Annotated in this window: 26 protein-coding genes; 4 read left to right on the top strand and 22 right to left on the bottom strand. The window is 60.5% G+C overall.

The window, feature by feature from the left end; genetic code table 11:
• Nucleotides 1–277 precede the first annotated feature (277 nt).
• Nucleotides 278–1510: an EAL and HDOD domain-containing protein gene (locus GH659_RS13890; protein WP_153112037.1), complete on the top strand. Its 1233-nt coding sequence runs from the start codon at nucleotides 278–280 to the stop codon at nucleotides 1508–1510.
• Here GH659_RS13890 and GH659_RS13885 read toward each other — a convergent pair.
• The 5 genes from GH659_RS13885 to GH659_RS13865 form a co-directional block, all read right to left on the bottom strand.
• A complete protein-coding gene (locus GH659_RS13885) occupies nucleotides 1507–1884 on the bottom strand; it encodes a GIY-YIG nuclease family protein (RefSeq protein ID WP_211364255.1) in 378 nt (125 codons plus the stop codon). The two genes, GH659_RS13890 and GH659_RS13885, sit on opposite strands and share 4 nt — an antisense overlap.
• Entirely contained in the window at nucleotides 1868–2512 is a 645-nt protein-coding gene (locus tag GH659_RS13880) for an MBL fold metallo-hydrolase (protein WP_153112036.1), read from the bottom strand. The genes GH659_RS13885 and GH659_RS13880 overlap by 17 nt, the downstream gene beginning before the upstream one ends.
• A gap of 103 nt (nucleotides 2513–2615) precedes the next feature.
• A complete protein-coding gene (locus tag GH659_RS13875; RefSeq protein WP_211364254.1) occupies nucleotides 2616–3227 on the bottom strand; it encodes a YigZ family protein in 612 nt (203 codons plus the stop codon).
• Between the two features lie 88 nt (nucleotides 3228–3315).
• Nucleotides 3316–4728, bottom strand: a complete 1413-nt coding sequence (locus tag GH659_RS13870; protein ID WP_153112035.1) for an ATP-binding protein — start codon at nucleotides 4726–4728, stop codon at nucleotides 3316–3318.
• A complete protein-coding gene (locus tag GH659_RS13865; RefSeq protein ID WP_153112034.1) occupies nucleotides 4719–5489 on the bottom strand; it encodes a response regulator in 771 nt (256 codons plus the stop codon). Before GH659_RS13865 ends, GH659_RS13870 begins: the two co-directional genes overlap by 10 nt.
• A 275-nt stretch (nucleotides 5490–5764) precedes the next feature.
• Here GH659_RS13865 and GH659_RS13860 point away from each other — a divergent pair, with 275 nt between their 5' ends.
• Nucleotides 5765–6154, top strand: a complete 390-nt coding sequence (locus GH659_RS13860) for a hypothetical protein (RefSeq protein ID WP_153112033.1) — start codon at nucleotides 5765–5767, stop codon at nucleotides 6152–6154.
• Nucleotides 6155–6360: 206 nt separating this feature from the next.
• Nucleotides 6361–7005, top strand: coding sequence for a response regulator transcription factor (locus GH659_RS13855; protein WP_153112032.1), 645 nt, complete (start codon nucleotides 6361–6363; stop codon nucleotides 7003–7005).
• A gap of 1 nt (nucleotide 7006) precedes the next feature.
• Here the strand turns inward: GH659_RS13855 and GH659_RS13850 are convergent, their stop codons facing one another.
• Entirely contained in the window at nucleotides 7007–11743 is a 4737-nt protein-coding gene (locus GH659_RS13850; RefSeq protein WP_170285900.1) for a PAS domain S-box protein, read from the bottom strand.
• A 48-nt stretch (nucleotides 11744–11791) separates the two neighbouring features.
• On the opposite strand from GH659_RS13850, the gene GH659_RS14825 reads away from it, so the two are divergent.
• Entirely contained in the window at nucleotides 11792–12067 is a 276-nt protein-coding gene (locus tag GH659_RS14825; RefSeq protein ID WP_170285899.1) for a hypothetical protein, read from the top strand.
• On the opposite strand, the gene GH659_RS13845 is transcribed toward GH659_RS14825, so the two are convergent.
• From GH659_RS13845 to GH659_RS13770, 16 genes are all read right to left on the bottom strand, one after another.
• Nucleotides 12057–13295: a response regulator gene (locus tag GH659_RS13845; RefSeq protein ID WP_246167868.1), complete on the bottom strand. Its 1239-nt coding sequence runs from the start codon at nucleotides 13293–13295 to the stop codon at nucleotides 12057–12059. The genes GH659_RS14825 and GH659_RS13845 overlap by 11 nt on opposite strands.
• A 35-nt stretch (nucleotides 13296–13330) precedes the next feature.
• Complete coding sequence (locus GH659_RS13840) at nucleotides 13331–13954, bottom strand: chemotaxis protein CheW (RefSeq protein WP_153112030.1); 624 nt, start codon at nucleotides 13952–13954, stop codon at nucleotides 13331–13333.
• Nucleotides 13955–13967: 13 nt separating this feature from the next.
• Nucleotides 13968–15596: a methyl-accepting chemotaxis protein gene (locus tag GH659_RS13835; RefSeq protein WP_153112029.1), complete on the bottom strand. Its 1629-nt coding sequence runs from the start codon at nucleotides 15594–15596 to the stop codon at nucleotides 13968–13970.
• Nucleotides 15597–15661: 65 nt separating this feature from the next.
• Nucleotides 15662–17908, bottom strand: a complete 2247-nt coding sequence (locus tag GH659_RS13830) for a chemotaxis protein CheA (protein WP_153112028.1) — start codon at nucleotides 17906–17908, stop codon at nucleotides 15662–15664.
• Between the two features lie 10 nt (nucleotides 17909–17918).
• Nucleotides 17919–18224: an STAS domain-containing protein gene (locus GH659_RS13825; protein WP_153112027.1), complete on the bottom strand. Its 306-nt coding sequence runs from the start codon at nucleotides 18222–18224 to the stop codon at nucleotides 17919–17921.
• A 12-nt stretch (nucleotides 18225–18236) separates the two neighbouring features.
• A complete protein-coding gene (locus tag GH659_RS13820) occupies nucleotides 18237–18791 on the bottom strand; it encodes a hypothetical protein (RefSeq protein WP_153112026.1) in 555 nt (184 codons plus the stop codon).
• 16 nt (nucleotides 18792–18807) lie between these two features.
• The gene (locus GH659_RS13815) at nucleotides 18808–19173 is read right to left on the bottom strand and encodes a response regulator (protein WP_153112025.1); all 366 of its coding nucleotides are present in this window, start codon (nucleotides 19171–19173) and stop codon (nucleotides 18808–18810) included.
• A 172-nt stretch (nucleotides 19174–19345) separates the two neighbouring features.
• Entirely contained in the window at nucleotides 19346–20194 is an 849-nt protein-coding gene (locus tag GH659_RS13810) for an HDOD domain-containing protein (protein WP_153112024.1), read from the bottom strand.
• A 17-nt stretch (nucleotides 20195–20211) separates the two neighbouring features.
• A complete protein-coding gene (locus GH659_RS13805) occupies nucleotides 20212–20766 on the bottom strand; it encodes a chemotaxis protein CheD (protein WP_153112023.1) in 555 nt (184 codons plus the stop codon).
• Nucleotides 20763–21572, bottom strand: coding sequence for a CheR family methyltransferase (locus GH659_RS13800; protein ID WP_153112022.1), 810 nt, complete (start codon nucleotides 21570–21572; stop codon nucleotides 20763–20765). The genes GH659_RS13805 and GH659_RS13800 overlap by 4 nt, the downstream gene beginning before the upstream one ends.
• Complete coding sequence (locus tag GH659_RS13795) at nucleotides 21572–22183, bottom strand: chemotaxis protein CheD (protein WP_153112038.1); 612 nt, start codon at nucleotides 22181–22183, stop codon at nucleotides 21572–21574. The genes GH659_RS13800 and GH659_RS13795 overlap by 1 nt, the downstream gene beginning before the upstream one ends.
• A 35-nt stretch (nucleotides 22184–22218) precedes the next feature.
• A complete protein-coding gene (locus GH659_RS13790; protein WP_153112021.1) occupies nucleotides 22219–23325 on the bottom strand; it encodes a response regulator in 1107 nt (368 codons plus the stop codon).
• A 49-nt stretch (nucleotides 23326–23374) separates the two neighbouring features.
• Nucleotides 23375–23794, bottom strand: a complete 420-nt coding sequence (locus tag GH659_RS13785) for an Hpt domain-containing protein (protein WP_153112020.1) — start codon at nucleotides 23792–23794, stop codon at nucleotides 23375–23377.
• Nucleotides 23795–24016: 222 nt separating this feature from the next.
• On the bottom strand, nucleotides 24017–24580 hold the full coding sequence (locus GH659_RS13780; RefSeq protein WP_153112019.1) for a lipocalin family protein: 564 nt from the start codon (nucleotides 24578–24580) through the stop codon (nucleotides 24017–24019).
• A gap of 26 nt (nucleotides 24581–24606) precedes the next feature.
• Nucleotides 24607–25146 (bottom strand): NAD(P)H-dependent oxidoreductase, encoded by a 540-nt coding sequence (locus GH659_RS13775; RefSeq protein ID WP_211364253.1) that lies wholly within the window; start codon nucleotides 25144–25146, stop codon nucleotides 24607–24609.
• 72 nt (nucleotides 25147–25218) lie between these two features.
• Nucleotides 25219–25761, bottom strand: a complete 543-nt coding sequence (locus GH659_RS13770) for a GNAT family N-acetyltransferase (RefSeq protein WP_153112017.1) — start codon at nucleotides 25759–25761, stop codon at nucleotides 25219–25221.
• Nucleotides 25762–25805 lie beyond the last annotated feature (44 nt).

Raw genomic sequence — 25805 nt, 5'->3', positions numbered from 1 at the left:
GAAAGGCTGGCATTCATACGCGCAGAATCCTCGCCGCCTCCTCTGATGCCTACCGGGAGTCCATCCTTGGACTCGGGTAGGTTTGATGCGATTGCCCTGCCCGCCGACCCAAACAGCCTGACAACGAACGTCCTTCGACTTCACCAGACTTCACAGGGCGCCGCCACGGGGAAGACGATTGATTTACAATGCGTAAAAAATGATCGACTCATGCGCGAAAATACCCCGCGTGCGTTGAGAACCCAACCCCAAGAACATTAAGAAAACACCGGTAACGATGCCTGATTCCTTTTTCTTCTTCCGCCCGCTGCTGGCCGCCGACAAGAGCTGGGCAGCCCTCGACTGGCGCCAGTCTCCTGACACGGCGACAGAAAGTGCGCATTACATCGAATGCCTCAATCAGGCGGGAGTCGCTCAGTTGGCCGGCTCCCTGCCGCTGGTCACGGCCGTGACACCGGAGCTGCTCGCACACCACGAGTTTGTCAGCCGTTTCGGCACCAAGCAGGCGGTATTCATCCTGCCGGCCTCCAGTCTGGAAAACGCGACGTGTGTCCGTCATTGTGGACAGCTACGCCGGGAAGGCTATCGCATCGGCCTTCACATCGACGCTCCCGATCAGTTGCGCAAGATTCCACTCAACGCTTTCGATTACGTGCAATACGACGCTGCTTTTGCGCGCCAGGAATTCACCGGCTTCGATCAGGTTTATGCCAACGACGCCGGATTGCACCGGCTGGCCGCCAATGTCGGCACGTACGAAATGTTCGACTGGCTGACCGGCAAGGGTTTCGAGTGGTGCGACAGCCATTTCCTGACGGCACGCAATCCACGCCTGGGTCGTGATCCGGACTTGACGCGCCTCAAGCTCATCAAGCTGCTGAATATCGTCAAGCAGGACGGCGACACGCGCGAGATAGAAACGATTTTCCGCGAAGAACCCAAGCTTTCCTACAACCTGCTGCGACTGGTGAACTCGGTCGCGGTGGGCGCCAAAGCGAAAATCAGCAATTTCTCGCAGGCAATCACCATTCTTGGCCGCCGTCACCTGCAAAGATGGCTACAACTGCTGATCTACGCCGACAATCTTGCCGACGGCAGCGCCCCTAACCCGCTCATGCAACTAGCCGCCGCGCGCGGTCGACAAATGGAGTTGCTCTGCGCTTCCATCTTCCCCGGCCAACCGAATGAGGATCCGGAAGGCGCCGCCGAATTTGCCGACCACGCCTTCCTGACGGGGCTTTTCTCATTGCTCGACGTCCTGATCAACCTGCCGATGACCGACATTCTTCGGGAGCTTCCGCTGCACGAGGAAGTAGCCACAGCGCTGCGCAACCCGAATCACGACGGCGTACTCGGCAAGCTTCTCGCTTCAATCACGGCAGCCGAGGCCGGCAACTTCCAGGCAGCTCAAATGCTGCTGACCGAGCTTGGCATCGATCCGCTGACGCACGCAAAATCGCAGGTCACCGCGCTGCACTGGGCCGCCCACATCAACACACAAGTCAGCTAAAACAATCGCTTCAGGTGACTGCCGCAGCCGGCGCGGCAGTCACTCGCGCCAAAGCCGGGCACAAGAACCTCGCCAATCAAACGCTGATTAACCTCGCACTCCGGCTCGGCAAGGCGCCGCACCTCACGTACGCAGACACCGGGCGCGGCCAGCAGATAGTCAATGTGCCAGCGCAACTTCTTTTCTTTGGCGAGATGGCGGCGGATCCGCGCCTCGAAATTGCGCAACGCGCTGCCGGTATAGCAATAAAGGCCGGCCGGAAAATCGTAGGTACCGAGGCGGCCGATGCTCACACGCACTGGCGATGCCACATCGATCAGCAACTGATAGGTGCGCGGAACGAGCCCGCTATCGTTCTCAGGACCAGTCGGCACAGAACGGATTGGTGAGGCGCTCTTCGCCGAACGTCGACATCGGCCCGTGTCCGGAAATGAAGCGCACGTCGTCGCCAAGCGGCCACAGGCGATTGCGGATGGACGCGATCAGCGTGTCGTAATCGCCTTTCGGGAAATCGGTCCGCCCGATCGAACCTTTGAACAGCACGTCGCCGACCAGTGCCAGCCGTGACGGCTCGTGGAAAAAAACCACGTGTCCGGGCGTATGACCGGGGCAGTGCAGCACCTGCATCTCGATATTGCCGAAGCGGACCGTATCGCCGTTCTTCAGCCAGCGATCCGGCGTGAACGACTCCACATCCGGGAAACGGTACATCTTGCTCTGCGCCGGCATGCCGTCGATCCAGAACTGATCGTCCTGATGCGGCCCTTCGACCGGAATGGACAGTTCTTTCGAGAGCGAGGCCACCTGCCCGGCGTGATCGATATGGCCGTGCGTAACCAGGATTCTTTCGACCGTCACACCGGTTTGCTTGATCGCATCGAGAATGACCGGCAAATCGCCGCCCGGGTCGACCACGGCCCCGCGCATGGTTTCGTCGCACCAGAGGATGGTGCAGTTCTGCTGGAACATGGTGACGGGGACGGTCTGGAATTTAAGTGCCATGGGTCAAATGCCTGTTGCAAATCGATTGGAGAAAAGTACGAGGGAAAGGGCAAAAAGTAGAACACAAAGCGTCTGGACGGTCAAAACGGCTTCCACCGCCGTCTCAATCCTCGACACACTCGATTTCCAGCGCTCCCGCGCACTGATTAACGACCTCGGTCTGAAATGCCGTCACCTCGGACTCCGCCACCTGCACGGACAGGGAAACATCCTCGCCATAATCGAAACACGCGCCGTCCACATCGTAATGACCCAGCACATGACGCACGGCCGGTTCCTGCGCGTAGGCGAAGCGCAACCGAAAGGCCGTGCGTGCAACTTTCAACGACACCGGCAAGTCCTCCAGAACACCGCTGACGGCCTCCGAATAGGCCCGCTGCAAGCCGCCCGTACCGAGCTTGATGCCGCCGAAGTAGCGCACCACGGCGACTACGATCTCGCCCACCCCGCTGTGCTGCAACACGCGGAGCATCGGCCGGCCCGCGGTACCGCTCGGCTCACCGTCATCGCTCATCGACATCACCGTCGTCGTCGGCGCGCCGGCAATGTAGGCCCAGCAGACGTGACGCGCCTGCGGGTGCTGGCTCCGTATATCGCGGATAAACGTTTCAGCCGCCTCGCGACTCGCAGCATGCGCTGCATAGGCGATAAAGCGGCTGCGTTTCTCCTCGAGCTCGAAGGAATGGTGCGAAGCGGGGATGCGAAAGGGAATCACGATAAGCAATTATCCCGGAGAAGCGTCAGCCGGGGAAAAACACAAAAGGCGGAATTCTAGCCCCCTTCCCCTCTTTCCGGCCGGACCATCAGCACGCCGACGCAACGTTCCCGGTTTCCCTCGGCAGCACGAGCGTCGCGGCCAGCCCACCCAGCGGACGGTTGGCGAGCAACAATTCGCCACCGTGCATCAAGGCAATGTCTTTGACAATCGACAAGCCCAGGCCAACGCCGCCGGTTTCGGCACGACGCGACGCGTCGGGGCGATAGTACGGTTCGGTGACCCGCGCCAGATCCTCCGGCGGAATGCCCGGCCCGTCGTCTTCGACGACCAGCCGCAGCATCTGCGGGCCGTCCTCGATCCGGACATGGGCGCTCCGGCCGTACTTGATGGCGTTATCGATCAGATTCTGCAGGGCGCGACGCAAGGCGGTCAGACGGCCACGATAAGGCTGCATCGCGGCGCCTTCCGTACTGACGTTCTTGCCGAGCACCGCCGCATCCTCGACGAGACTGTTCAACAGCGCGTTGATGTCGATCGGGCGCTGCGTTTCGTTTTCCTGCAAGCCGCGCAGATAGTCGAGGGTGGCCTCAAGCATGGCGCTCATGGTCTCAAGATCCGCCGCCATCTGGTCGCGCAACGCCTCGTTGTCGATCAACTCGGCACGCAAGCGCAAACGCGTCAGCGGCGTGCGCAGGTCGTGCGAAACAGCTGCCAGGGCGCGCGAACGTTCATCGACGAGACGCTTGATGCGTTCGCGCATCCGGTTGAACGCCTGCGCCGCCCGCCGCATTTCGCTGGAACCTTCCTCGGGGAGCGGCGGAGCGCCAAGATCATGTCCGAGCGCATCGGCCGCGCCGGCAAGCTGCTGCAGCGGACGGATGACCTGCCGGACGGCCAGCATGGCAACGGCCGTCACAGCGATGAGCGAGACCAGCAGATGCGTCAGAAAATCATGCGGCAGTGCTGGCGCCGGCGCCTCATGCGATGCCGTGAAACGTACCCATTGCCCATCGTCCAGCCGAATGTCAAAGGTCCGCGGCGCGCCCGGCAGAGCTGCTTCCCGTTGCATCCGTCCCATGCCATTGCGCCAGTTTCCGCCCCCGCCCATCATGTCCGGCGACCGAATGTCGCGCGTACTGCCGAGACGCATGGCCAGCATGGCCTGAATCTGGCCGCGCGGAACAAAGTTGAAAACCTCGTCGGAATCGACCGGCGCAACCTGAATCCCGTCCGCACGCAAACGTGCCGTGGCGATCACACGGCGCTGCGACTTGTCCGCCTCAAGCAGGCGCACGGCGTCTGCCATACGGTCAGCCAGATGCAGCCCGCGCGCCTGCGAAACCACGACGGCCCGCTCCCCCCAATGCAGCCAGAAACTGATGGCCTGTGCGGCAACCAGTCCGGCCAGCAAAATCAACGCCGTACGGGCAAACAGGCTGGCCGGGAAAAGCCGGGACACCCGCCGACCAAACGCTGAACAAAGATACTTCAAGCGCATGCATTCCTCCGTTCCACGGGCGACGCCAGCACATAGCCCTCGCCGCGCACGGTCTTGATCAGTTGCGGCTCGCGCCTGTCATCGCGCAAGCGCTGGCGGAGACGGCTGATCTGAACGTCGATGGCCCGGTCGAATGGATCGGCCTCGCGGCCATGAATCAACTCGGAAAGCTGGTCACGACTCAGCACCCGGTCCGGGTGGTCGAGAAAAATGCGCAGCAAGCGGTATTCGCCACCCGACAACGGCGTCGCCACACCATCGGGCGCGGTCAACAGACGCGTGCCGGTATCGAGCATCCAGCCGGAGAAAAACAGGAAGCGCGCCGACTCGGGCATCAGGTTGGGCGGCAAGGCCCGCGTCCGGCGCAGGATCGACTTGATGCGCGCCAGCAGTTCGCGTGGATTGAACGGTTTGACGAGGTAATCGTCCGCCCCCATCTCGATGCCGATAATGCGGTCCGTTTCCTCGCCGCGGGCGGTCAGCATCAGCACCGGCAGGTTCGGGTGCGCCAAAAGTGTCGGGGATGCTCCCGCGCCAGCGGCCTTCGCGCGCAGATCGCGGCACAGCGTCAGCCCGTCACTGTCGGGCAACATCAGGTCAAGCACGATCAGATCGACGGCATGGCGGCTAAGCATCTGCCACATTTCGCGACCGTCGCGCGCCGCGACCACCTCGAAGCCATTGCGCATCAGGTAATCGCCAAGCAGGCGGCGAATCTCTGGATCATCGTCGACGACAAGAATGCAATCACGGCTTTCCATGGAATTCCCCAAACGGACGAGGAAACGTGTTCGTCCTTGTCAATTATTGAAGCGGATTTTCATCGGCCCCGCCGGCTATCCGGAGACGAATTTGTAACGCACTGTAACGTACTCCCAACGTGCAATACCGCGATGCAATTCCCCCCTTTTCAGCAACACGCGCTTTACAGATTTGTCCTTTAATAGAGTCACTGGCGGACGAAAATTGCAACCAGGATTCACGTTGCAATGTTTCAGAGCTCTCCGCTTGCAAACGATCACCGAGGAGTATTGCCATGAAAAGCACGATGAACCTTAAACGCCTGACGCTGATCACCCTGTTTGGCGCCACACTGGCCGCACCGGCGATGGCACAGGGGCCGGGCATGGGCGGCGGCATGGGCGGCGGCATGGGTGGCGGCTGGGGGCCGGGGCCACGCGGCGGAGGCGCCGGATGCATGTACTTCAACCAGAACACTACGCCGGGCTGGGCATTGATGACACCTGAAGAACGCACGGCGCATCGCGACAAAATGTTCGCGGCCAAAACGTACGAGGAATGCAAGGCCATTCAGGCCGAGCACCGCAACCTGATGGAAGCCCGGGCCAAGGAAAAGGGAACCACGTTGCCGACACCGCGCCAGAACGGCTGCGACCGGATGCAGGCACGGGGTTTCTTCAAATAGTCCTTGTCGGGCCGGCTTTTCGCTTCGCCATCGCCCCCACCTGGGATAAAAGGGAAGATGCCGGGACTACCTGCCCGGCACCTTCCCTTTGCTTTGATGTGCATTTCCTTGCAGCATCAATAGTGAATTTGTATCATCGCTGCGATGTTGCCTCGCAGTCCGGCAACTCTTTCGATAACCATTTCGAGTGCCCGGTTTGCAGAAAAATGAAAAATGACCATTCCGAGCGGGGGACGCCCAAGGTTTTTCTAATCGACGACGATCCGGTCGTGACCTTTTTGCTGGTTGATCTCGCCGAATCGATCAACCTGCCGTGCGTCGTCTATGAGAGCGCCTTGAAGTTCGTCGAACAGGATCTCGACGGATTACAGGGCTGCATCGTCAGCGATCTGCGCATGCCCGGCATGAGCGGTCTCGAACTGCAGGACGAACTGAACCGGCGCAACGTCAATCTGCCGATCATCTTCATTTCCGCTTACGCCGAAGTGCAATCGGTGGTGCGCGCCATGCGGGGCGGAGCGCTCGACTTTTTCCAGAAACCGTTCTCCTCGCAGGAGTTGATCGAGCGCATTCAGGACGGCTTGCGCATCAACAAGGAGCGCGCCGAACTTCTGCTCAGAAACCGTGCGATCGGCGAGCGCATCGCGCAGCTGACGCCGCGCGAGAAAGAAGTGCTGCAGGGAATATTCGACGGCAAGATCACCAAGGTGATCGCCGACGAACTCGGCATCGGCGTGCGCACCACCGAAACGTACCGGCAGCTCATCATGCAAAAGCTTCAGGCCGGTTCGGTCGCCGAACTCGTGCGCCTGGTCGTCGACGTGATGCCGTTACGCGCGCCGGTCGGCTAACTCACGGTTCGCAGACGGGAACATCCTCGCGCGCGTCGCGTAGTAAGTCGAGGGCGTGTTTGAAATCGAATACGCCGATCGCCGCCAGCAACGGCCCACTGCGTTCGCCGAAGGCCGCGCGCAAGAGCGCCGCCTCTTCCTTGGCCAATTCACCAGCCTGCATATCACCCTCCTCGAGCATGACCACCAGCCGCTCAAGAACGACGCGCCGGCGCGCCGGCTCGTAAAGCAAGCCAGCCTGGCTCTCCGTCGCGGCACCCGGCGCCTCGTTTGCCGGAGCAAGCGCCCGCGACAGGCCATCGATCAGGGCACGGAGCGGAAGATCAAGCCGGGCATGGCGTTCCACGATCTCGTCCCTACCCTCGCCCGCCCTTATCGCATCAAGCAACGACGTGGCCAGCTCCGCGACCGTGGTAGCACCAATCAGTCCGGCGGAGCCTTTCAGCGAATGCGCCAGTTGTTCGGCGGCCTTCATGTCGTCGTCGGCCAGCGCGTCGGCCAGCTTGTCGCCATCACGCTCATGCCCGTTCAGAAACAGCGTGACGACCCGCACATACTTTTCCTCGCTGCCACGCACGCGCGTCAGGCCGTTGTCGATATCCAGACCAGCCACCTCCGCCAGTCTTTGTCCAACCGGCCCCCGGGTCGGCTCAACGGCGGTGCTTGGCAACACGCCCTCCCGATCACCGCGCTCCGCCGGACACGACACGCCCGACGCTCCGCTGGCGGAAACAGCGTCTGCGTTTGGCAGCAGCCCGATGGCGTTGCCAACCGGCACGGCATCCGACAATGGCGCTGGCGACTGCAGCCATTTGAGCAGCACCGCATAGAGGCCATTCGGATCGACCGGTTTGGAAATGAAATCGCTCATCCCCGCCTCCAGGCAATTTTTCCGATCCTCATCGAAGGCATTCGCCGTCATCGCCAGAATCGGCGTCTGCGCATAGCCGGCCAGCCGACGAATCGCCCGCGTAGCGTCGAGACCGTTCATCTCGGGCATCTGCACGTCCATCAATAGCAGTTCATATTTTTCGTTCCGTGCCTGATTGACAGCTTCAATGCCATTACGGGCAACATCAACCGAGAAGCCCACGGCATGCAACAGGAGCTGGGCAACCTCCAGATTGACTTCGACATCGTCGACGAGCAGGACGCGGACACCTTGCGCCACCTGCTGCAACTCACGCTCGTAATCAACGGATCGACTATCCCGGATACTCGGGGGAGCGCCACGGCCGCGCTTGAGACAGGCGGTAAACCAGAAGGTACTGCCCTTGTAGGGCTCGCTTTCAACGCCGACATCGCCGCCCATCATGACGGCCAGACGCAAGGTGATCGCCAGGCCAAGTCCGGTGCCGCCAAACCGGCGGGCGATGGTCGGATCGGCCTGCTCGAAGGGGGTGAAAAGCTCGGAAATCCTGTCTTTATCGATACCGATCCCCGTATCCTGGACTTCAAAACGCATTAGAAGTTCGTCATCGGCTTCTTCAAGCAAACGGACACGCAGGACGATCCTGCCGTGCTGCGTAAACTTGACGGCATTGTTCGCATAGTTGAGCAGGGCCTGGCGCAAACGCGTCGGATCGCCGCGCAGCCATATCGGCGCATCATCCGCATCGATGCTGATCGACAAGCGTTTTTCCCGTGCCTGGCTGGCGATCATCGTGTGGACATTGTCGACGACCGAACCGAGCAGGAAATCGGTTTCCTCAAGCTCAAGTTTGCCGGACTCGATCTTGGACAAATCGAGGATGTTGTTGATCAGCGCGAGGAGATGCGATGCCGCCTGTTCGATCTTGTCGAGCCGGTCGATCTGACGGGGCGTCGGGCTGCTGCTCCGCAACAGGTGGGTAAGGCCGACGATGGCATTCATCGGGGTACGGATTTCGTGACTCATGTTGGCGAGGAAAGCGCTCTTGGCCACGCTGGCCGCCTCCGCCTGCACACGTGCCTCGGCCAGCTGCTGCGTGCGCTGCGCAACCAGATCCTCCAGATTGAAACGATAGCGGTCGAGCTCCGCCCCGAGCCGCTTCTTCTCGGTAATGTCTTCTTTCACCGCGACGTAGTGCGTGATTGAGCCGTCTTCCTGGCGAATCGGCGCCACCACCGCGAATTCGACGAACTCGCGGCCATCCTTGCGCCGGTTGTGGAATTCGCCTTTCCACGATTCGCCTCGTCCAAGCGCGGCCCACATTGCCTGGTAATACTCGGGAGGCGTATTTCCTGAATGGAGAATGCGCGGGTTCTGTCCATGCACCTCGTCGGCCGAATAACCGGTGTGCGCCACGAAGGCTTCGTTGACGAACTCGATACGGCCCGCCACGTCGGTAATGACGATCGCCTCCGGACTCTGCCGGATCGCTTCGGAAAGAATGCGCAGCGCGCGCTCGTTGTGCTTGCGCGCCGTGATGTCGCGCAAGGTATGCGTGTAATAGACGCCATCGGCCACCTGCCAGCGCGACAGCGACAGATCGACGTCGACTTCCTCTAGTTTGGCGACAAGGCCAGCAATCTCGCCCGCCCCCGTCCGCCGCACGGCGACCAGTTCGAACGGACTGAGCGACACCGCCGCGTGCGCCGAACGAATGCCGCTCATGATCCCCCGGTAGCCTTCGACCGAATCGCCCGACAACAACGTTTCGAGCGGCTGACCGATCGCCTCGGACTCAGCCAATCCGAATATTTTCGCAGCGCCCGGATTCCACGAAACGATGACGCCCAGACTATCGACCGTCACGATGGCATCGGGCGAGGATTGCGTCACCGCTTCGTAGCGCTCGATGCTCGTGCGCAAGGCCATCTCGGCATGACGGCGCGCGGTGATATCGGTCAGCGTCGCCCTTATTGAAAGTTCTCCATCGGAGTCCTTTTGTCCCCGGCTTTCCGCATTGACGTAAAGCTCCCGGCCATCGGCCGCCAGCAGGGAAAATTCCTCGGCATGGCGCTCGCCATCACGCACGGAAAGACGCAGGAAATCGTCCCAGTGCAACAGATCGGCAGGAGCCACGAACGTCACGAAATGACGTCCTTCCAGCCCCCCGCGCTCCACACCGAGCAAGTCCGCGCCGGTTTTGTTGATCCGCCTGATAACGCCATCCGGCGACAAGGTCAGGTACGCGGCCGGCGCAAACTCATAGAGGCTGACATAGCGGCTCCGCGATTCCTCAAGCGCCTTCTGCGTCTGCAGCAGGCTCTCGTTCTGCAGACGCAGTTCGGACTGGCTCGTCTTGAGCTGGGCATTGACGATGTTCAACGCCATTTCATGCATCTTGCGTGGCGAAATATCCTGCACCGTCAGGAAAAGATATTCGAGCCGCCCTGACGGGGAACGCTCCGCCGTCACCTCGGCGCTGACGAAAAGGACGTTGCTGTCCTTGCAGACGACACGCGTCTCGAAGGCCGCGCTGTGCGTCTCGCCCAGGCGTACGCGCAGAATGTGGCCGAAAACCGTTTCCAGATCGTCAGGGTGGACAATCTCGCGGGACGTCTTCTGGAGCAATTCCTCGCGCGAATAGCCGAGCATCGCGCAACCGTGGTCATTGACCCGAAGAAACTGGCGCTTGTCGGCGGAAAGAATGGCCATGCCGACGAAGCGCAGACTGAAAAACTTCTCCAGCAGCCGGTCCGATTTGCTCTGCTCAGCGAGCCGCACGAGCCGTTGCGATTCTTCGCGCTGGAGCCACAGCGCAAACAGCGCCCCCATGACGGCCAGGTTCGCCACGATGGCAATGCCGGTAATCCAGGACACGTTCCGCCACAGTGGCGCCATCACCTCGGCACGATCGATCTTGGTGACAAGATGCCAGTTCGACCCGGCCACCGGACGATAGGCGGCAAAAACATCGTGCCCTTGATAATCCCGACCCCGGGTTATGCCGGGCGATCCGTCGAGGATCGCGCGCACCGCCGGCAACTCGGTCCGGGTCAGCGGCATTCGTCCGCTCTTCATAACACCGGGATTTTTAAGACTCCCCAGAAAAACGACATCGTCGAAGTCCCGCCGCACCAGCATCAACCCGCCGCTTTCGCTGACCGTCGGCCATTTGCCGAGCGCCGAAATCACTTCGTTCCCAACATCGACACGCGAAACGATGAAGCCGATAACCGGCCTGTCGCCGTTGCGCGACCGAACGGGAGCCGCAAAGTGCATGATCTTGCCGCTTGGCTCTCTGTTTGCCTTACCAGCCGCGGCCGCGCGCTCGCTTGAATCGGTCGCACCGCTTGCGACAGGATCGTCCACGTCAAGCAACTCGCCATGCTGGACACGTCGCATTCGTTCAGCCCGTGCGACGAGCAGCCTTATCTCCGCCGACAAACGCTCCGTCTTGCCCGCGCCGAGCAGCATCTTGCCGTGCATGTCGAAGACCGCCACCGCCTCGTAGCCGTGCGTTTCCTGAATGGTCTGGACACGGCTGGCCAGCCCATCACGCAACGAATTTTCCCGCGAACGATCCGTAATCGCATGCGTGAGTCCATCCACTTGCTCGACCGTCAGCGGCATGTTGGCGAAAACCTCGATGTCTTCGCCCCGCTCCTGCAGCCATTGCTCGATGCGCTCGGTGTGCAGCCGGGCAATCGCTTCCAGTTTGTCGAAGGTCTCCTTTTCGATCACCGGAGTTTGCAACCTGTAGTGCAACAATCCCAACAGGGGCACGATCAGCGTCAACAGGATGAAGAGCAAAACCAGATAGCGTGTCTTGAGCCGGGGTCGCGCCAACCGTCCAGTATCGCCGCCCATTCCTGACGCTCCGCCGGCCCCGGAGCGCACTCTGTTCAGCAGGAGCAGATGCAACAGGCCAGCCGAGCCAAACAGGAACACGACATCCATGATGAGATCGACACACTCACCCGCATGCGGATGGGTAGTGCCAAATACGATATGCGACCCGATGATCCAGAGACCGCCCAGCAGGACGTACACGAGGAACACCACAAACGGATTCGCGCGGAGCGTCGCTTCGCAAAACCGGGTCACAATCTGGCGCAGGAACATGGCGTCGACAAGAAGATGGGACTGAAAGAGATCAAGATCGGCACATCAACCCTGCCGCTCACCGATTAACACCGTGATGCTGCGCAATCGCCGTGAATTCATCATACCCGGCAAGAAATACGTCGGTCACATCCGGGTCGAACTGACGCCCTCGCTCGCTGGCGATCAAGCCACGCACCTCGGAAAACGGCATGGCCTCCTTGTAAACCCGCTTTGAGATCATTGCATCGAACACATCGGCCAGCGCCATCAGCCGCGCCGAGACAGGAATGGCATCGCCCGCCAGCCCGTCCGGGTAGCCGCGGCCGTCCCAGCGCTCGTGGTGCCACCGGGCAATTTCCTTGGCCTGGGCAAGAAAATCGACTGACGTATCGATGTCGCGCTCGGCGAGAGTAATCGCTTCGTAGCCCAACAGCGTATGCGTTTTCATGATCTCCCATTCGTCGGGCGCCAGCGGCCCGGGCTTGAGCAGAATGCGGTCCGGAATCCCGACCTTGCCGATATCGTGCAGCGGCGCCGAGAGGGTGAGCCTTTCAATGTAACGGCTGGACAGGATGGCGGAGAAACGTGGATGCGTCGCCAAGCGCGTCGCGAGCAGACGGACGTAGGACTGGGTGCGCTCCAGATGATCGCCCGTTTCGTTGTCGCGCGTTTCGGCAAGATGCGCCAAGGCCCGGATGCTGACCGCCTGGATCAACTCATTTTCCCGCATGCGGCGCGCCACTTCGGCTTCCAGCGCCTGATTCTGGTTCTGCAGCCACAGACGGGCGTGCCGGACCAGCAGCTGGCTGCGCACCCGCGCCAGCACGACGGCGGGCTTGATCGGCTTGACGATGTAGTCGGCGATACCGGCATCGAAGGCGCGTTGCTCGTCCTCGTCGGCGTCCCGCGCCGTCAGAAAAATGACCGGAATATCACACGTCGCTGGATTGGCGCGCAGCTCGCGCAGCATTTCATAGCCATCCATGCCCGGCATCATCACGTCAAGCAGGATCAACGCCGGCTTCGGCTCCCTTGATGCCAGTCCAAGCCCGACGAAACCGCTGTTGGCGACCTTCACCCGGTAACCCGCTTCCTGCAGCAGCGACCCGAGGAAACTCAGGTTCTCCGGCGCATCGTCGACAACCAGCACCACCTCGTTATCGGTACTGCGCCGGCGCAGCGGCGACACCGGTGTCGCCTTCAGCAAATGCGGAGCGGAGGCCGGCCGGGAACGGACGACCTCTCCGTCCGCAGCTTCGGCAAGAAGCGGCGCGGATTTTTCCGTGCACATCCCGTATTCCCCGCTTTTCGCCATGATTGCCTCCAACCCATTCGGGCTACCCCACCGCCTCACGCCGTGCTGCAGGCCATCGCGATTTCGGCCGCTCCGGCCGCTCCCGTACCGACAGCGGCTTCGCCCGATGTCAGCAACGTGATTTCCTCGACCGAGAGCACTTTGTCGATGTTGAGGATGATCACGAACTTGCCATCGACCTTGCCCATGCCGGCGATGAAATCGGCGCGAATCCTGGCCCCGAACGACGGTGGCGGCTCGATTTCGCGGCCCGGAATTTCCAGCACCTCGGATACGGCATCGACCAGAACCCCGATGTCGTGCCGAACCTCGCCATCGAAGACTTCAACGATGATGATGCACGTCCGGCGGGTCACTTCGGTCGACTTGCTGCCAAAGCGGGCCGACAGATCGATCACCGGCACCACACTGCCCCGCAGGTTGATCACCCCGCGCACGAAAGCCGGCATCATCGGCACTTCGGTCAGGTGGCCGTATTCAATGATTTCCTTCACATTGAGGATACCGAGGGCGAACATTTCGCCGGCCAGCGAAAAAGTCAGGTATTGCGAGGGGTGCTCCCGCTCATTTCCCGCCACGATGGCCGTGCTCCTGGCCAATGCCGCCGTGGCGGCCGCCTTGACTGGATGCGGCGCCTGATTTTGCACGATCTGTCCCATGATCCGTCTTTCCTCAGTAGCGCTCGAAGTCGCTTTCGTTGATCTGCAGCGCGCCGGTCGGCGCCGCCGTAGCGAGTCGCGTTGCGGCACTGCGCGACGAGCCACTCACCGCACGGCTGACGGCCATGTTGCGCGAACCTTCATCGAGCTTGAAGAACGTCATTGTCTGCTGCAGTTGCTCGGCTTGCGAGCCGAGTTCTTCGGCTGTCGCGGCGAGCTCTTCGGACGCCGAAGCATTCTGCTGGGTCGCCTGGTTGAGTTGCCCCATGGCACCGTTGATCTGCGTCACGCCCGTGCTTTGCTCCTGGCTCGCCGAAGCGATTTCCTGGACGAGGTCGGACGTTTTGCGGATCGAGGGCACCATCTCGGTGAGCAGTTCCCCGGCCCGTTCGGCCTGCTTGACCGAAGAGTCGGCCAGATTGCCGATTTCCTGCGCCGCCACCTGCGAACGCTCGGCCAGCTTTCTCACTTCTGCCGCGACCACCGCGAAACCCTTGCCATGATCGCCGGCCCGCGCCGCTTCGATCGCCGCATTGAGCGCCAGCAGATTGGTCTGATAAGCGATGTCGTCGATGATGCCAATTTTGCCAGCGATGCTCTTCATGTCCTCAACCGTGCGGCTCACGGCGTTACCGCCCTCCGCCGCTTCCTGCGCCGCCTTCGAGGCCATGCCGTCGGTGACACGGGCGTTTTCGGTGTTCTGGGCAATCGACGCGGTCATCTGTTCCATCGACGAGGTCGTTTCCTCCACGGAGGCCGCCTGTTCCGAGGATGACTGCGACAGCGACTGGGCCGTCGCCGAAACCTGGCCGGCCGCATTGGTCAGGTTGTCAGCCGCCGTGCGCACTTCGCCAATGATCTGCGTCAGGCGGCCAATCATCGCCTGCATGGCCTTCATCAACTGGCCGACCTCGTCCTTGCCATCGTCTTCAAGACGAACCGTCAGATCACCATTCGCAATCCGCTCCGACGCCATGACCGCCTCACCGATCGGGCGCGTAATCGAGCGTGTAATCACCACCGACAACGTGATCAACAGTAGCATCGCCAATCCAATCACGGAGCCAATCGTGAGCGCCAATTTGTTGAATTCGGTCTGCACGTCGTCCAGATAAACCCCTGCAGTGAGCACCCACCCCCACGGGGCGAACAGCTTGCTCAGCGACATCTTCTTTACCGGCTCGTTGTGGCCAGGCTTAGGCCAGAGGTATTCAGTCGTCTCATTCCGATCGCGCTTGGCACTTTCGTTGTTCTCGTGGCTGATACGAAACCCCTTGACATCCTTGAGGTCAGAGATGTCTTTTCCATTCATCTCGGGCTTGGCCGGGTGCTCAACCATCTTGAGGTCCAAACTCTGGACGGCAATGTAATTATCTCCCTCAAAACGCATATTGCGTATAGCTAACCGAGCAGCCTCCTGAGCCTCCTCAACGCTCATTTCGCCTTGGCTAGCCAAGGCGGCATACCGTGCCGTCTGGGAGTACCCCATTTCGATCACGGCAAGCAACTTGGCGCGCCGGTCCTGCAACATTTGTTCCCTTTGCATAACGGCCGTGTAGAAAGCCACCGCCGCCAAGATCACGAGCGCAAAGATGGACAGCAAACCGAGACGGCTGCGGATAGAAATAGAGCGTAGTTTCATCGAAGGCTCCTTCACGTGGTTTATGCTGATTCAGCAAGAGTTATATGGTTGGAATGATGTACGTTTTATGTCCCCGCCAAAATCGCTGGCGGAATGCTTGCTGCGGAAGAAACGGGCGCGACGTGCCGGTACATCAGCCAGCACTCCTCTTCGGCGCGCGTGACAATATGCACCAGCGCGGCGACATCGAGGACGAGTGCCACCTCGCCGCTACCGAGAATGGTCGAGCCGCTGATGCCGCGCAGGTTGGCGAACACCCGCCCGAGCGGCTTGATGACGGTCTGGAACTCGCCCATCAGTTGATCGACGACGATGCCGGCGCGCTGCCCGCCGAACTGGACGACGACGATGCTTTCGCGCGCCGGCGCCTGCCCCTCGATCTCGAACAGATCGCGCAGGCGGATGAACGGCAGCGCTTCACCGCGCAGGTTGAGGAAGTTGCGCTCGCCGGCCAGGTTCTTGTGCTCGATGCACTCGACGACCGAGTCGAGCGGAATGACGTAGGACGCGCGGCCGATGCCGACCAGAAAGCCATCGATGATGGCCAGCGTCAGTGGCAGGCGAATGGTGAACGTCGAGCCCTGGCCTTCGACCGAAGCCACATCGACCGTGCCGCGCAGCGCCTGGATGTTGCGGCGGACAACGTCCATGCCAACGCCCCGACCGGAGAGCTTGGAGACTTGATCGGCGGTCGAGAAGCCGGGTTCGAAGATGAGATTGATGATCTCGTGATCGGAAAGCGGATCGGTCGGCTGGATCAGTTCGCGCTCGATGGCCTTGGCACGGATTTTCTCGCGGTTCAGCCCACCGCCGTCGTCCGAGACCTGAATGACGATGCTGCCGGAGTCGTGAAACGCGTTGAGGGAAACGCGCCCGCACGCCGGTTTGCCGCGCGCCAGACGCACGTCGGCCGGTTCAATGCCGTGGTCGAGCGAATTGCGCACGAGGTGCATCAACGGATCGCCAATTCTCTCGACGACGCTCTTGTCGAGCTCCGTCTCGGCGCCGCTGATCGACAGTTCGATCTCCTTGCCGAGTTCCTTCGAGACATCGCGCACGACGCGGTTGAAACGCGTAAACGTGTCGCCAATCTGCACCATGCGCAGTTGCAGCGCCGAATCGCGGATGCTCTCGACCAGTCTTGAGAGTACGGAAGTCGCTTCGAGCAATTCGCTGTGCCGGCTTTTCAACGCAATCAGGTTGGCGGAAGCACCGGCGATCACGAGTTCGCCGACGAGGTCGATCAGTTGATCGAGCTTGTCGGCCTGCACCCGCACCATCTGCGCATCGCGGGCTTTCTTGTCGGTCACCTGGGTCTGGCGGGCAACGGCGGCGTCGACCACTTCTTTATGAACAAGCTTGCTCCCGACGAGAATCTCGCCGAGCGGCGTCGATGGCGCGGCTTCCTGTTCCGCCGTCGCATCCGTCGCCTGTTGTTGCGCGATCAGTCCCCGCTCAAGTTCGCTCTGTGTCAGCGCGCCACAACGCACGAGCATTTCGCCCAACCGCATCGTGTCTTCAGGTAGTTCCTGAATGAGCAGGATGTAGTCATCAAGCTTGCTGTGCGGCGGCAAAATGCGCAGCTCGCAATCATCCCGCACGAAGTCGAACACACGCTCGATCTCGATTTTTGATGCCGTTGTTTTCAGACGGATTTCGAAACCAAGGTAGCAGGATTCCGGGTCCATTTCGGCCGCGGCGGGAATCCCGTCCGGCACTGTCTCAATGCCAACGACCTCGCCCAGCGAGGCGAGAAAACGGAGGAACGATAACGGCTCCATTCCGCCACGCAAGACGTTCTGGCCAAAACGCACGGAAATGTGCCAACTATCGGTATTGACCTCACCGCCGCCGCTGCTCTCAACTTCGACGGCATCGGAAGCAGCGACGGGGGGCAAAGTCGCCGCCCGAACGCTATCGATAAAGATTTGCAGGCGGTTGCCTAACTCCTCCCCGCGTACCTGCACTTCATCATCGGGCGACGACTTCTGGGCAACGAGGACATCCATCAGGCTGCGCATGTGGTCACAGCATTCCAGCAGCAGCGTGGCCAGTGGTCCGCTGACCGCGATTTCACCGTTACGCAGGGCATCGAGCAGGTTTTCGACACGATGCGTGAATTGCTCGATAAAACCACATTCGATGACGCCCGAACCGCCCTTGATCGTATGGGCCGCACGAAAAATCGCGTTGATGTTGTCCGCGTCATCCGGGTCTTGCTCAAGGCGCAGCAGACCATCCTCCATCTCGTCCAGCTGTTCGCGGCTTTCCTGGACATAGACGCTGATCAACTCGTCTTTCAGCTCATCCATTTCCATCTCCTCATACCGACTCGGTGGCCGGAATCACCAGCGGGTCGCCCAACTCGGCGGCCAGATTGCAAAATTCGATCACCGAGCGCACCGCCTGACTGTGGGCGACAATCGCCACCCTTTTCCCGGCCCGCTGCGCTTCCTTCTTGAGCAGAAGAAGCAACTGCACCCCGGCGGTGTCGATGTCGGCAACCTGAAGAAGATCGAGCTCAAGCGCGTCGGAAGAGGCAAGCGCTTCCAGAAGACGTGACTTGAGCTCAAGCGCGTTGTAGATGGTCAGATCCTCGGTCAAGGTCAATAGCTGGCCGGACGACATTGCATTCCCCTTTTAGAAGAGTTCCGTTCGCAGTGGCGCCGTCCCCGTGGAGGGCGTTTCACGCTGAAGCGCCACATCATGGGCCACACGTTGACGATCCATCACGTAACCGCTGTACAACTCATCAAGACGTTCGGCCACTGAGGGTTGCGCGACCGACGGCCCGGGGTCGCGCAGACTCCGCGCCAGCTGTAAAGCATGCTCATCAAGTTGGCCGAGCGCCTGCACGATCAACTCGATCTGCTGCCGAACGACATCCTGAAACTGGATTTGCGCGTGCGCCTCAAACAGCCCACCAGCCATCCTGCTAATGCACTGGCGGACGCCCTCGGCCGGTGCCGTCGTGTCCGACGTGATCGATTCAAGCTTCGCCACCTCGCGATCGAGGACGTGCAAACGTTCGGCGATCCTGAACGCCGCGATTTCCGTGGCCTCGGCCACCGCCTGCAACTGGCCGCGCATGACATCGTTGAACAGGCGGACCTGCTCCAGCTCGACGGCAATGCGCTCATTGACGATTTCCCCGTCGGCGGACTGCTCGCCTCGCACGATCTCCGAATGAATCATTATCGGCATCGCCCCCTTAACGGAGGACAAGCTTGATCGTGTTAAGCAATTCATCGGCCGTCGCCGGCTTGACGATCCAGCCCGATGCGCCCGCCGCTTTCGCTTCCATGCGCTTCGACTGCTGCGATTCGGTGGTCAGAAAAAGAATCGGCATGAATTTGTACGAAGGAAGCTGGCGCACTTCCTTGATCAGTTCGATGCCATTCATGCCGGGCATGTTGAGATCGGTGATCAACAGGTCGATCTTCACGCCGTCATTGAATTTCTTGAGCGCCTGCTCGGCATTGGGCGCTTTTTCCACCGAATAACCCGCTTTGCCCAGAATGCTCGCAATACTCAAAAGAATGGTGGCCGAATCGTCCACCAACATGACCGTGCTCATAACGCCCTTTCTCCCTTACATCACTCGATCGACCTGCCCGCATTTGGGCGATGATCCGATGCTCTCAAAATTGGTTTTTCTTGTGCATCCGTGGAATCCGCAGAAATTTGCGGAAACTACGTAGTCGTGAAAAACAGGAAAACTGAGCGATGAGTAATGAGGGAAAAGAACCTCAAGCCGCTTCACCAAGTGCTGCCGTCAGAGAACGCACCTCCTCCGCCGACTCAGCAAGGATTTGACTCAGCATCTCGTCATCGATAGCCATGTCGAGTTCAACGGCCATGCCCTTGCGGCTCATACCGTCCAGCGCATCGAATGGCGACTCGACGGGCGAGAGTTCGTCGGCCAGCAGGAGGGTGTCGCCGAGCGAAACGGGCGGCAAGGCCAGATAACCGGACCAAAGCGTCTCCATCGCCTCGAGAACACTGTCGGGCACATCAAGCGCGCGCAGAACGGCACGGCCGACAATGGCCTCCCCCTCGCCGTGCCATGCCTCCAGTTCGCGGCTCAGCACGCCCGAAAACTCGCCAGCCCGTGAGAGCAGATAAAAACTGCCGACCTCGTGCACGATCCCGGCAAAAAAGGCGGCTTCCGGATTTTGGTGCGTCACCCGGCGGGCGATTACGCGCGCCAGAGCGGCGACGTGGGCCGTGTGTTCCCAGAGCCGCGCGGCCATGACACGCGCCTCCGGCGTCTGACTCCCAGCTTTCATCTGCCGCACAACGACCGACGCCACCACGGCGCGCAAGTTGGCAAACCCAAGGCGTGCGATCGCGCCCCGCAGTTCCGTAACGGCCCGCCCCGACGGGTTATAGGCCAGCGAATTCGACAGGGCGAGCACCCGGGCGGACAGCAAAGGATCGGCGGCGATAAGCTTCCCCAACTGCTCGGTGGCACAGTCGGGGTCGTCGAGCAAGCGTTGCACGCGCAAGGCAATTTCGGCATGCGTCGAGAAAACGATGTCCCCACAATCAAGGCCCGCGGCCAGGATATTCAAGACTGAGTTTTGGTTCGCTTCCATCCCGTCACTCCCCATATCTACCTATTCACTCGCTGGAAACGGCTCTCGGCGGCGCCCTCCACCTCCGCACCGGAACCATCAGGGAACGCCAGCCAGACGTCGCCGCTCCAGAGGTCAAAATGCAGCTTGCGCCGCCCACTCCCGCCAACATGGCGCGACACGATGGAAATATGCCGTGAGGCGAGCAAGCGAACGCCGTACTCAATGTTGCGCGCTCCAATATCCATACTGGCCCCCGGCGTTTCGACGAACATGTTTGCCCCGCCGAAAATCTTGGCCTGGTATTCCAACGGCCGCGTGGCGGCCTCATCAACATGACGGAGAAACAGGGCGAATGCTTCGCTCGCGTAGCGCCCATCAAGCGCTGCGCTACCTGCCTTCGCGCGCTCGGTGAGCATGTAATGGCACATGCCGCCAATGCGTTGGTGCGGATGCCAGAACGTGATCGAGACACACGAGCCGAGGAGCGTGGAAATCCGCGTATCGCCGCCGCCGAAGAAAAAATCTCCTGGCTGGAGCATCACATTTTTGACGCTCTCCTTGCGCGGAAATGACGGCAGCGGGCAACTCATGGCTTGCGGTAGATGGTCGGCTTTACCGCGACAACCTGCCCGGTAATGCCGTTCAGCGTTTCGGAATGACCGATGATGAGATGCCCGCCCGGCTTGAGGCGTGGCAAGAGGTTGTGCACGACCTTTGCCTTCGTTTCGGGATCGAAATAGATCATCACGTTGCGCAGAAAAACGACTTCAAATTCGCCGATGGCAGCCTCGACCGGCTGCATCAGGTTGATCTGACAAAAGCGCGTTTTTTGACGAAGCTCCGGCGCGATCAGGAAAGTCCCCGCCTGCGAGCGCACGCCCTTCAGGCAATATTTGCGCATATAGCCGGGCGGAATGCCCTCGGTGCGGGCCAGCGAATAATGGCCGGCTGTCGCCTTAGCCAGAACGCGGGTGCAGATGTCCGACCCCATCACCTCCCACGGCGTATCCGGCAGGCATTCGGCCAGCGTCATTGCAATCGAATAGACTTCCTCGCCGCTCGAACTCGCGGCGCTCCACACGCGGAACGGTGCCGGGTTCTTGCGCCGGGCGACGATCTCGTCACGAAGGAAGCTGAAATGCTGCGACTCGCGGAAAAAATACGTTTCGTTCGTCGTCAGCAGATCGACCATCGTCTGCAATTCCTCCGGATGATCGCCACTCGCCAGCATGCGGTAGTACGCGGTGAAGGACGACAAGCCGTATTGCCGCAACCGTTTCGCCAGTCGCCCGACCAGCAACACCCGTTTCGCGTCGCTCAGCGAAATGCCGGCAATCTTGTAGATCAGGCGCTGAAAAAGCGTGAATTCCTGATCGGTGATGGGAATCTCGACCATCAGAACAACTCGATTTTCTTGCCCGTCGGCGACGGTTGCCGCAATGTCTCGGCATAGGCGCGCTCCTCGCGGGCAATGACGTCCGCCGTCGCCATGTTGGTCACCATCCGCTTGCAAAACGCTTCACCGCTCGACGGCAGGAACAACACCTTGCGTGACCACGGGCCGAGAAAATCCGAGGCGACGAGCGGAATCCCCTCGCGCTCGAGCCACTCCTTGGCAAAACCGGCATTGCGCATGCCGATGCTCAGCGAGCCGCCGTCCGTGTCGATGATCGTACCGCCACCAAACGCCTTGGCTTGCAGACGGACTTTTTTTGCTCCCTTGTTGATCAGGGCGTTCAGCAACGCTTCCATGGCGAAGTTGCCGGACAGGAGCGAATCGACATCGCCGTTCCGGGCCCGCCCCATATCGGGGAGCATGAAGTGATTGAGGCCGCCAATCCGCAGCATCGGGTCGAACAGACAGACCGCAACGCACGAGCCGAGCAGCGTCGATAGCGGCTTCTGCGTCTCGACTGCCCACGCCCCGGGATGCACGCTCCGTGCGTGACGCTCGATCTCCTTGACGGGAAGGCGGGCGTAATCAACGGTGGCGACGGGGGCACCCATGGTTCCAGAAGCATTCACAACCACCGCTCCGACGCTCAGCAACTCCGCAACTGCCCGAGGCGTTGATTGAGCCGCAGCAGGGTGTTCTGGGTTTCGGAATCACGGTTGAGCAGTTCGGCCATGCGGCCCATGAAATCGCCCACCAGATTCTGCAGGAATTTCTCCTGGTTATCCGTCAGCCCCAGCTTGTAGAAGGAGTTGAGCAACGTCTCCTGCAGATCGCTGATCAGCTTTGAACTGGCCTGCGTATTGCGCTGCTGGGCACTGCGCAGCTCCATGATCGTATCGCCGATATTGTCCAGGGCCGAGAGTACAGCCCGCTCAGCCTGGATGGCCTTGAGCCGGGAATCGACGCCTTGCGCCGCCACCGAAAGATGATCGCGCAAGCGACCGCAGTAATCCGGGTCATCCAGCGGCAGATTGTTGACCATGAGCGTGACACGCTCGAAGTTATGCACGCCACGGCAGCTGAACTCGAAAATCCGCCCCTGCCCGCGCACATGCTCGATCACTGAAACCTCCAGCGGCAAATTTATGCCAGCCGCGCTGACCGTTTCCACGTCGTCGCCAATGCGCGTCTGCACCACACCTTCGAGGCGGTAGCGTTGCATCAGTCCGAGCAGTTCCTCGGCAATCTCCGCCGGCGTTTCCATCGCGATCAGCTTGCTCATGAACTGAAGCAGGATGCCGGTTTCGTCCATGCTGGCCATGACCAGCGATGAAAGGAGTTCGGCCTGCTCCGCCTGCTCGGCAAGGGAACGCTGATTGCGCACAATGCTCTCGGCAACCTGCACCTTGCGCATGAGTTCTTCCGGCTCGAACGGCTTGACGATGAAGTCCTCGCCCCCGGCGTCATAACCCTTGATGCGCTCTTCAATCGTATCGTGGCCGGAAACGAAAATGACGGATGTGTTGCGCATGCCCGCTTCTTTCTTGATCCGCTGGCAAAGCTCGTAGCCGTTCATTCCGGGCAGGTTGACGTCGAGGAGAAACAGATCCGGCTTCTCGGACGCCAATCGCTGCAGGCAATCCTCGGCGCTCAGGAAACTTTCCTGCGGATAATCCGGCTCCAGAATGGCACCGATGATTTCGACTACGGTGGGATCATCATCGACGATGAACACCTTGAATTCCTGACTCATGACGTCCTCTTGCTGCAGTTATCTGAAAAAAACCAGCCAGACCGGCCGCTCACCCCTGGCACATCCAGGCCGTCAACGTCGAAAGAATTTCATTTGCAACGTCATCGACCGTGTGACCGACTTCCTCCAGCCAGAGCGCGTACGACTCACCGTCGCTCAATGCCGTTTCAAGCAACTGGGCAACAAAACTGACTTCGTACAGGCCGAGCATGGATGCCCGCCCCCGGAGGGTGTGGATCAGATGCTCCGCGTCTTCACGCTCGCCATCCGCCAGCGCCCGCCGGATACCCGCCACCGTTTCCCGCCCGTAATACGAAAAGTCGACCAGCCAATGCCGGTATCGGCCAACATCCCCCGCAAAGCGCGCCAGCGCCTCTGAAACCCGAACGCCCCGAATGGTGAATGGTGCTTCCTTCTGCTTCCGGATATTCGATGCACTGGGAACGCACAACTCATTGTCTTCGTTCATCCAGTCTCTTCCCGGCGCTCTGGCCACAGGTTCCGCAGCCAAAGCGTCTTTCGGCGTTTTTCGCCTGAAGTTATTACGTGTCAAGGCCTCGTGGGCCGATCTACCGCGTCAATCGCAACGTCGCTCATATTCCCAAAAGCATCATTTTTTTTGCATCCGTAATTGCTGCAAAAAACTGCGGAAACTACGGAGCGAGAGTGCTTTCAAAGAAAGCCTTTGCGTTCAACCATCTTCACGGTCGTGCGTCACCCAGATCAGGCGATCTGTGGCGAACCCGAAGGAACGGGCTTGCTCAAGCAGGCGGGATCGGACTTCCGTCGGCAGCTTTTTGTCCCGCGACAAAATCCAGAGGTAATCGCGGTCAGGCCCGACGACCATCGACCAGCGGTAATGCGCCTGATCCAGCGCCACGATGTGGTAGCCACCGTAGAACGGGCCGAAAAACGAAACCTTCAGCGTCCCTTCGCTTTCACCCCGGTTGAACCGGGCCTTGCCAACGGCTTGCCGCCACGCGCCGCGTTGCGCATCGAATCCCCGATTGACCACCTCGACGGTGCCGCCCGGCAAGCGGTGATACGTGGCGTTCACATCGGTCAGGCCGCGCTCGAACGAATGATCAAGCCGCGCGATTTCGTACCACTTGCCCTCGTAGCGCGCAATGTCGAAGGAGGTGACGACTGGAATTCCTTCGGGCGGCAACGTCGAGCATGCCGCAAGGACAAGCGTCAGAAAACAGCCGGCCAGCCGTTGCCAAACAGAACTATCGGTTCGTTCACGGAACGCCATTGATCGCCACCTCCTCTCACTTCACTCTAGTCGGATAAAGGCAGGAATGGCAGGGCCAGATCGACGGCCAGTGCGATGCGCTTTTCAAGACCCGGACTGGTAATGCGGTAATCGGTGAAATCGGATTCGGTCGCATAGACGCCGATCGGCAGCGTCAGCGCTTGCTTCATGGCAAACAGCGGCCGCATCAGCTGATCAATCATCAAGCCGTGCAACGGACTGCCGCCCGTCGCGGCAAGCAGCGTCGGCTTGCCGGCCAGCGCATCCATCCCCACGAAGTCGATGAAATGCTTGAACATACCGGTGTAAGTCGCGCTATACACCGGACTGGCGGCAATCAAGATATCGGCGCTGACCACCGCCGACAAATGCGTGACGATCTCGGGCGGCAGTTCGTCGTACTTGAGGCAGGCACCGAGCGTGCGCCCGATTTGTGCGATTTCCACCACATGCGGAACAATTGTCCGGTGTTCGCCAATTTTCGCCAGCAGCGCTTCGCACAGGACGAGCGTGCGCGAAGGCCGTTGCAGACTGCCGCAGAGTACGGCGACGTTGAGAGCTGTCATGATGCATTCATCCTCTTCCGGTTGAAACTCGGTGGCCGCGCAAGAACTGCGCCATCTACATCACGTAGCCGGTCAGGCCAGCAGCGTCAGCGTTTTGCACATGAACGCTTCCGAAGAACAGCGGCCGGCATACTGGGGCGTTTTCCGGATCGCTTCCGGCGCCTCGTCGCGACGCGTGACGACATAACCATGGCCGCGGAAAAAAGGCACGGCCGTTGAAGAAAAAAGATAAAGCGTGTTCGCCCCGTGGTTGAAGGCGTGCGTTTCGGCAAACGCCACGAGCGCACTGCCAAGCCTTTGGCCACGCCAGCCGTCGTCGACCGCCAGCGACCGCAGCAAACCGACGTCGCCGTAAAGCTCCAGCCCAACCGCGGCAATCAGGCGTCCCCCCGCGCGGATGCCGAAAAAAAACGGAGGCGATTCGGACGGGATGTCGTCGGTCGATAGCCGGCAGGTATGCAACAGGGCCGTCACATCTTCGAGTGAATGAATCGGTTCAATGTTCATGGTGCGGGCAGACGGAAAATTGAGAGGCAATGGCCCGATATTACCGCCAACGGCCAGCCGCCCACTGTTTTCCGCCCCCCGGTGATCCGAAAATGCGAGAGTAAGCATTTCCACTCTGGACACTGCCGCCCGTCCTGATGCACCATCCCGAA

It is taken from the genome of Propionivibrio limicola, assembly GCF_009469695.1.
Taxonomy (GTDB): Bacteria; Pseudomonadota; Gammaproteobacteria; order Burkholderiales; family Rhodocyclaceae; genus Propionivibrio; species Propionivibrio limicola.
The sequence above is the reverse complement of the archived record's forward strand: the minus strand, read 5'-3'. Positions and strand labels throughout refer to the sequence as shown.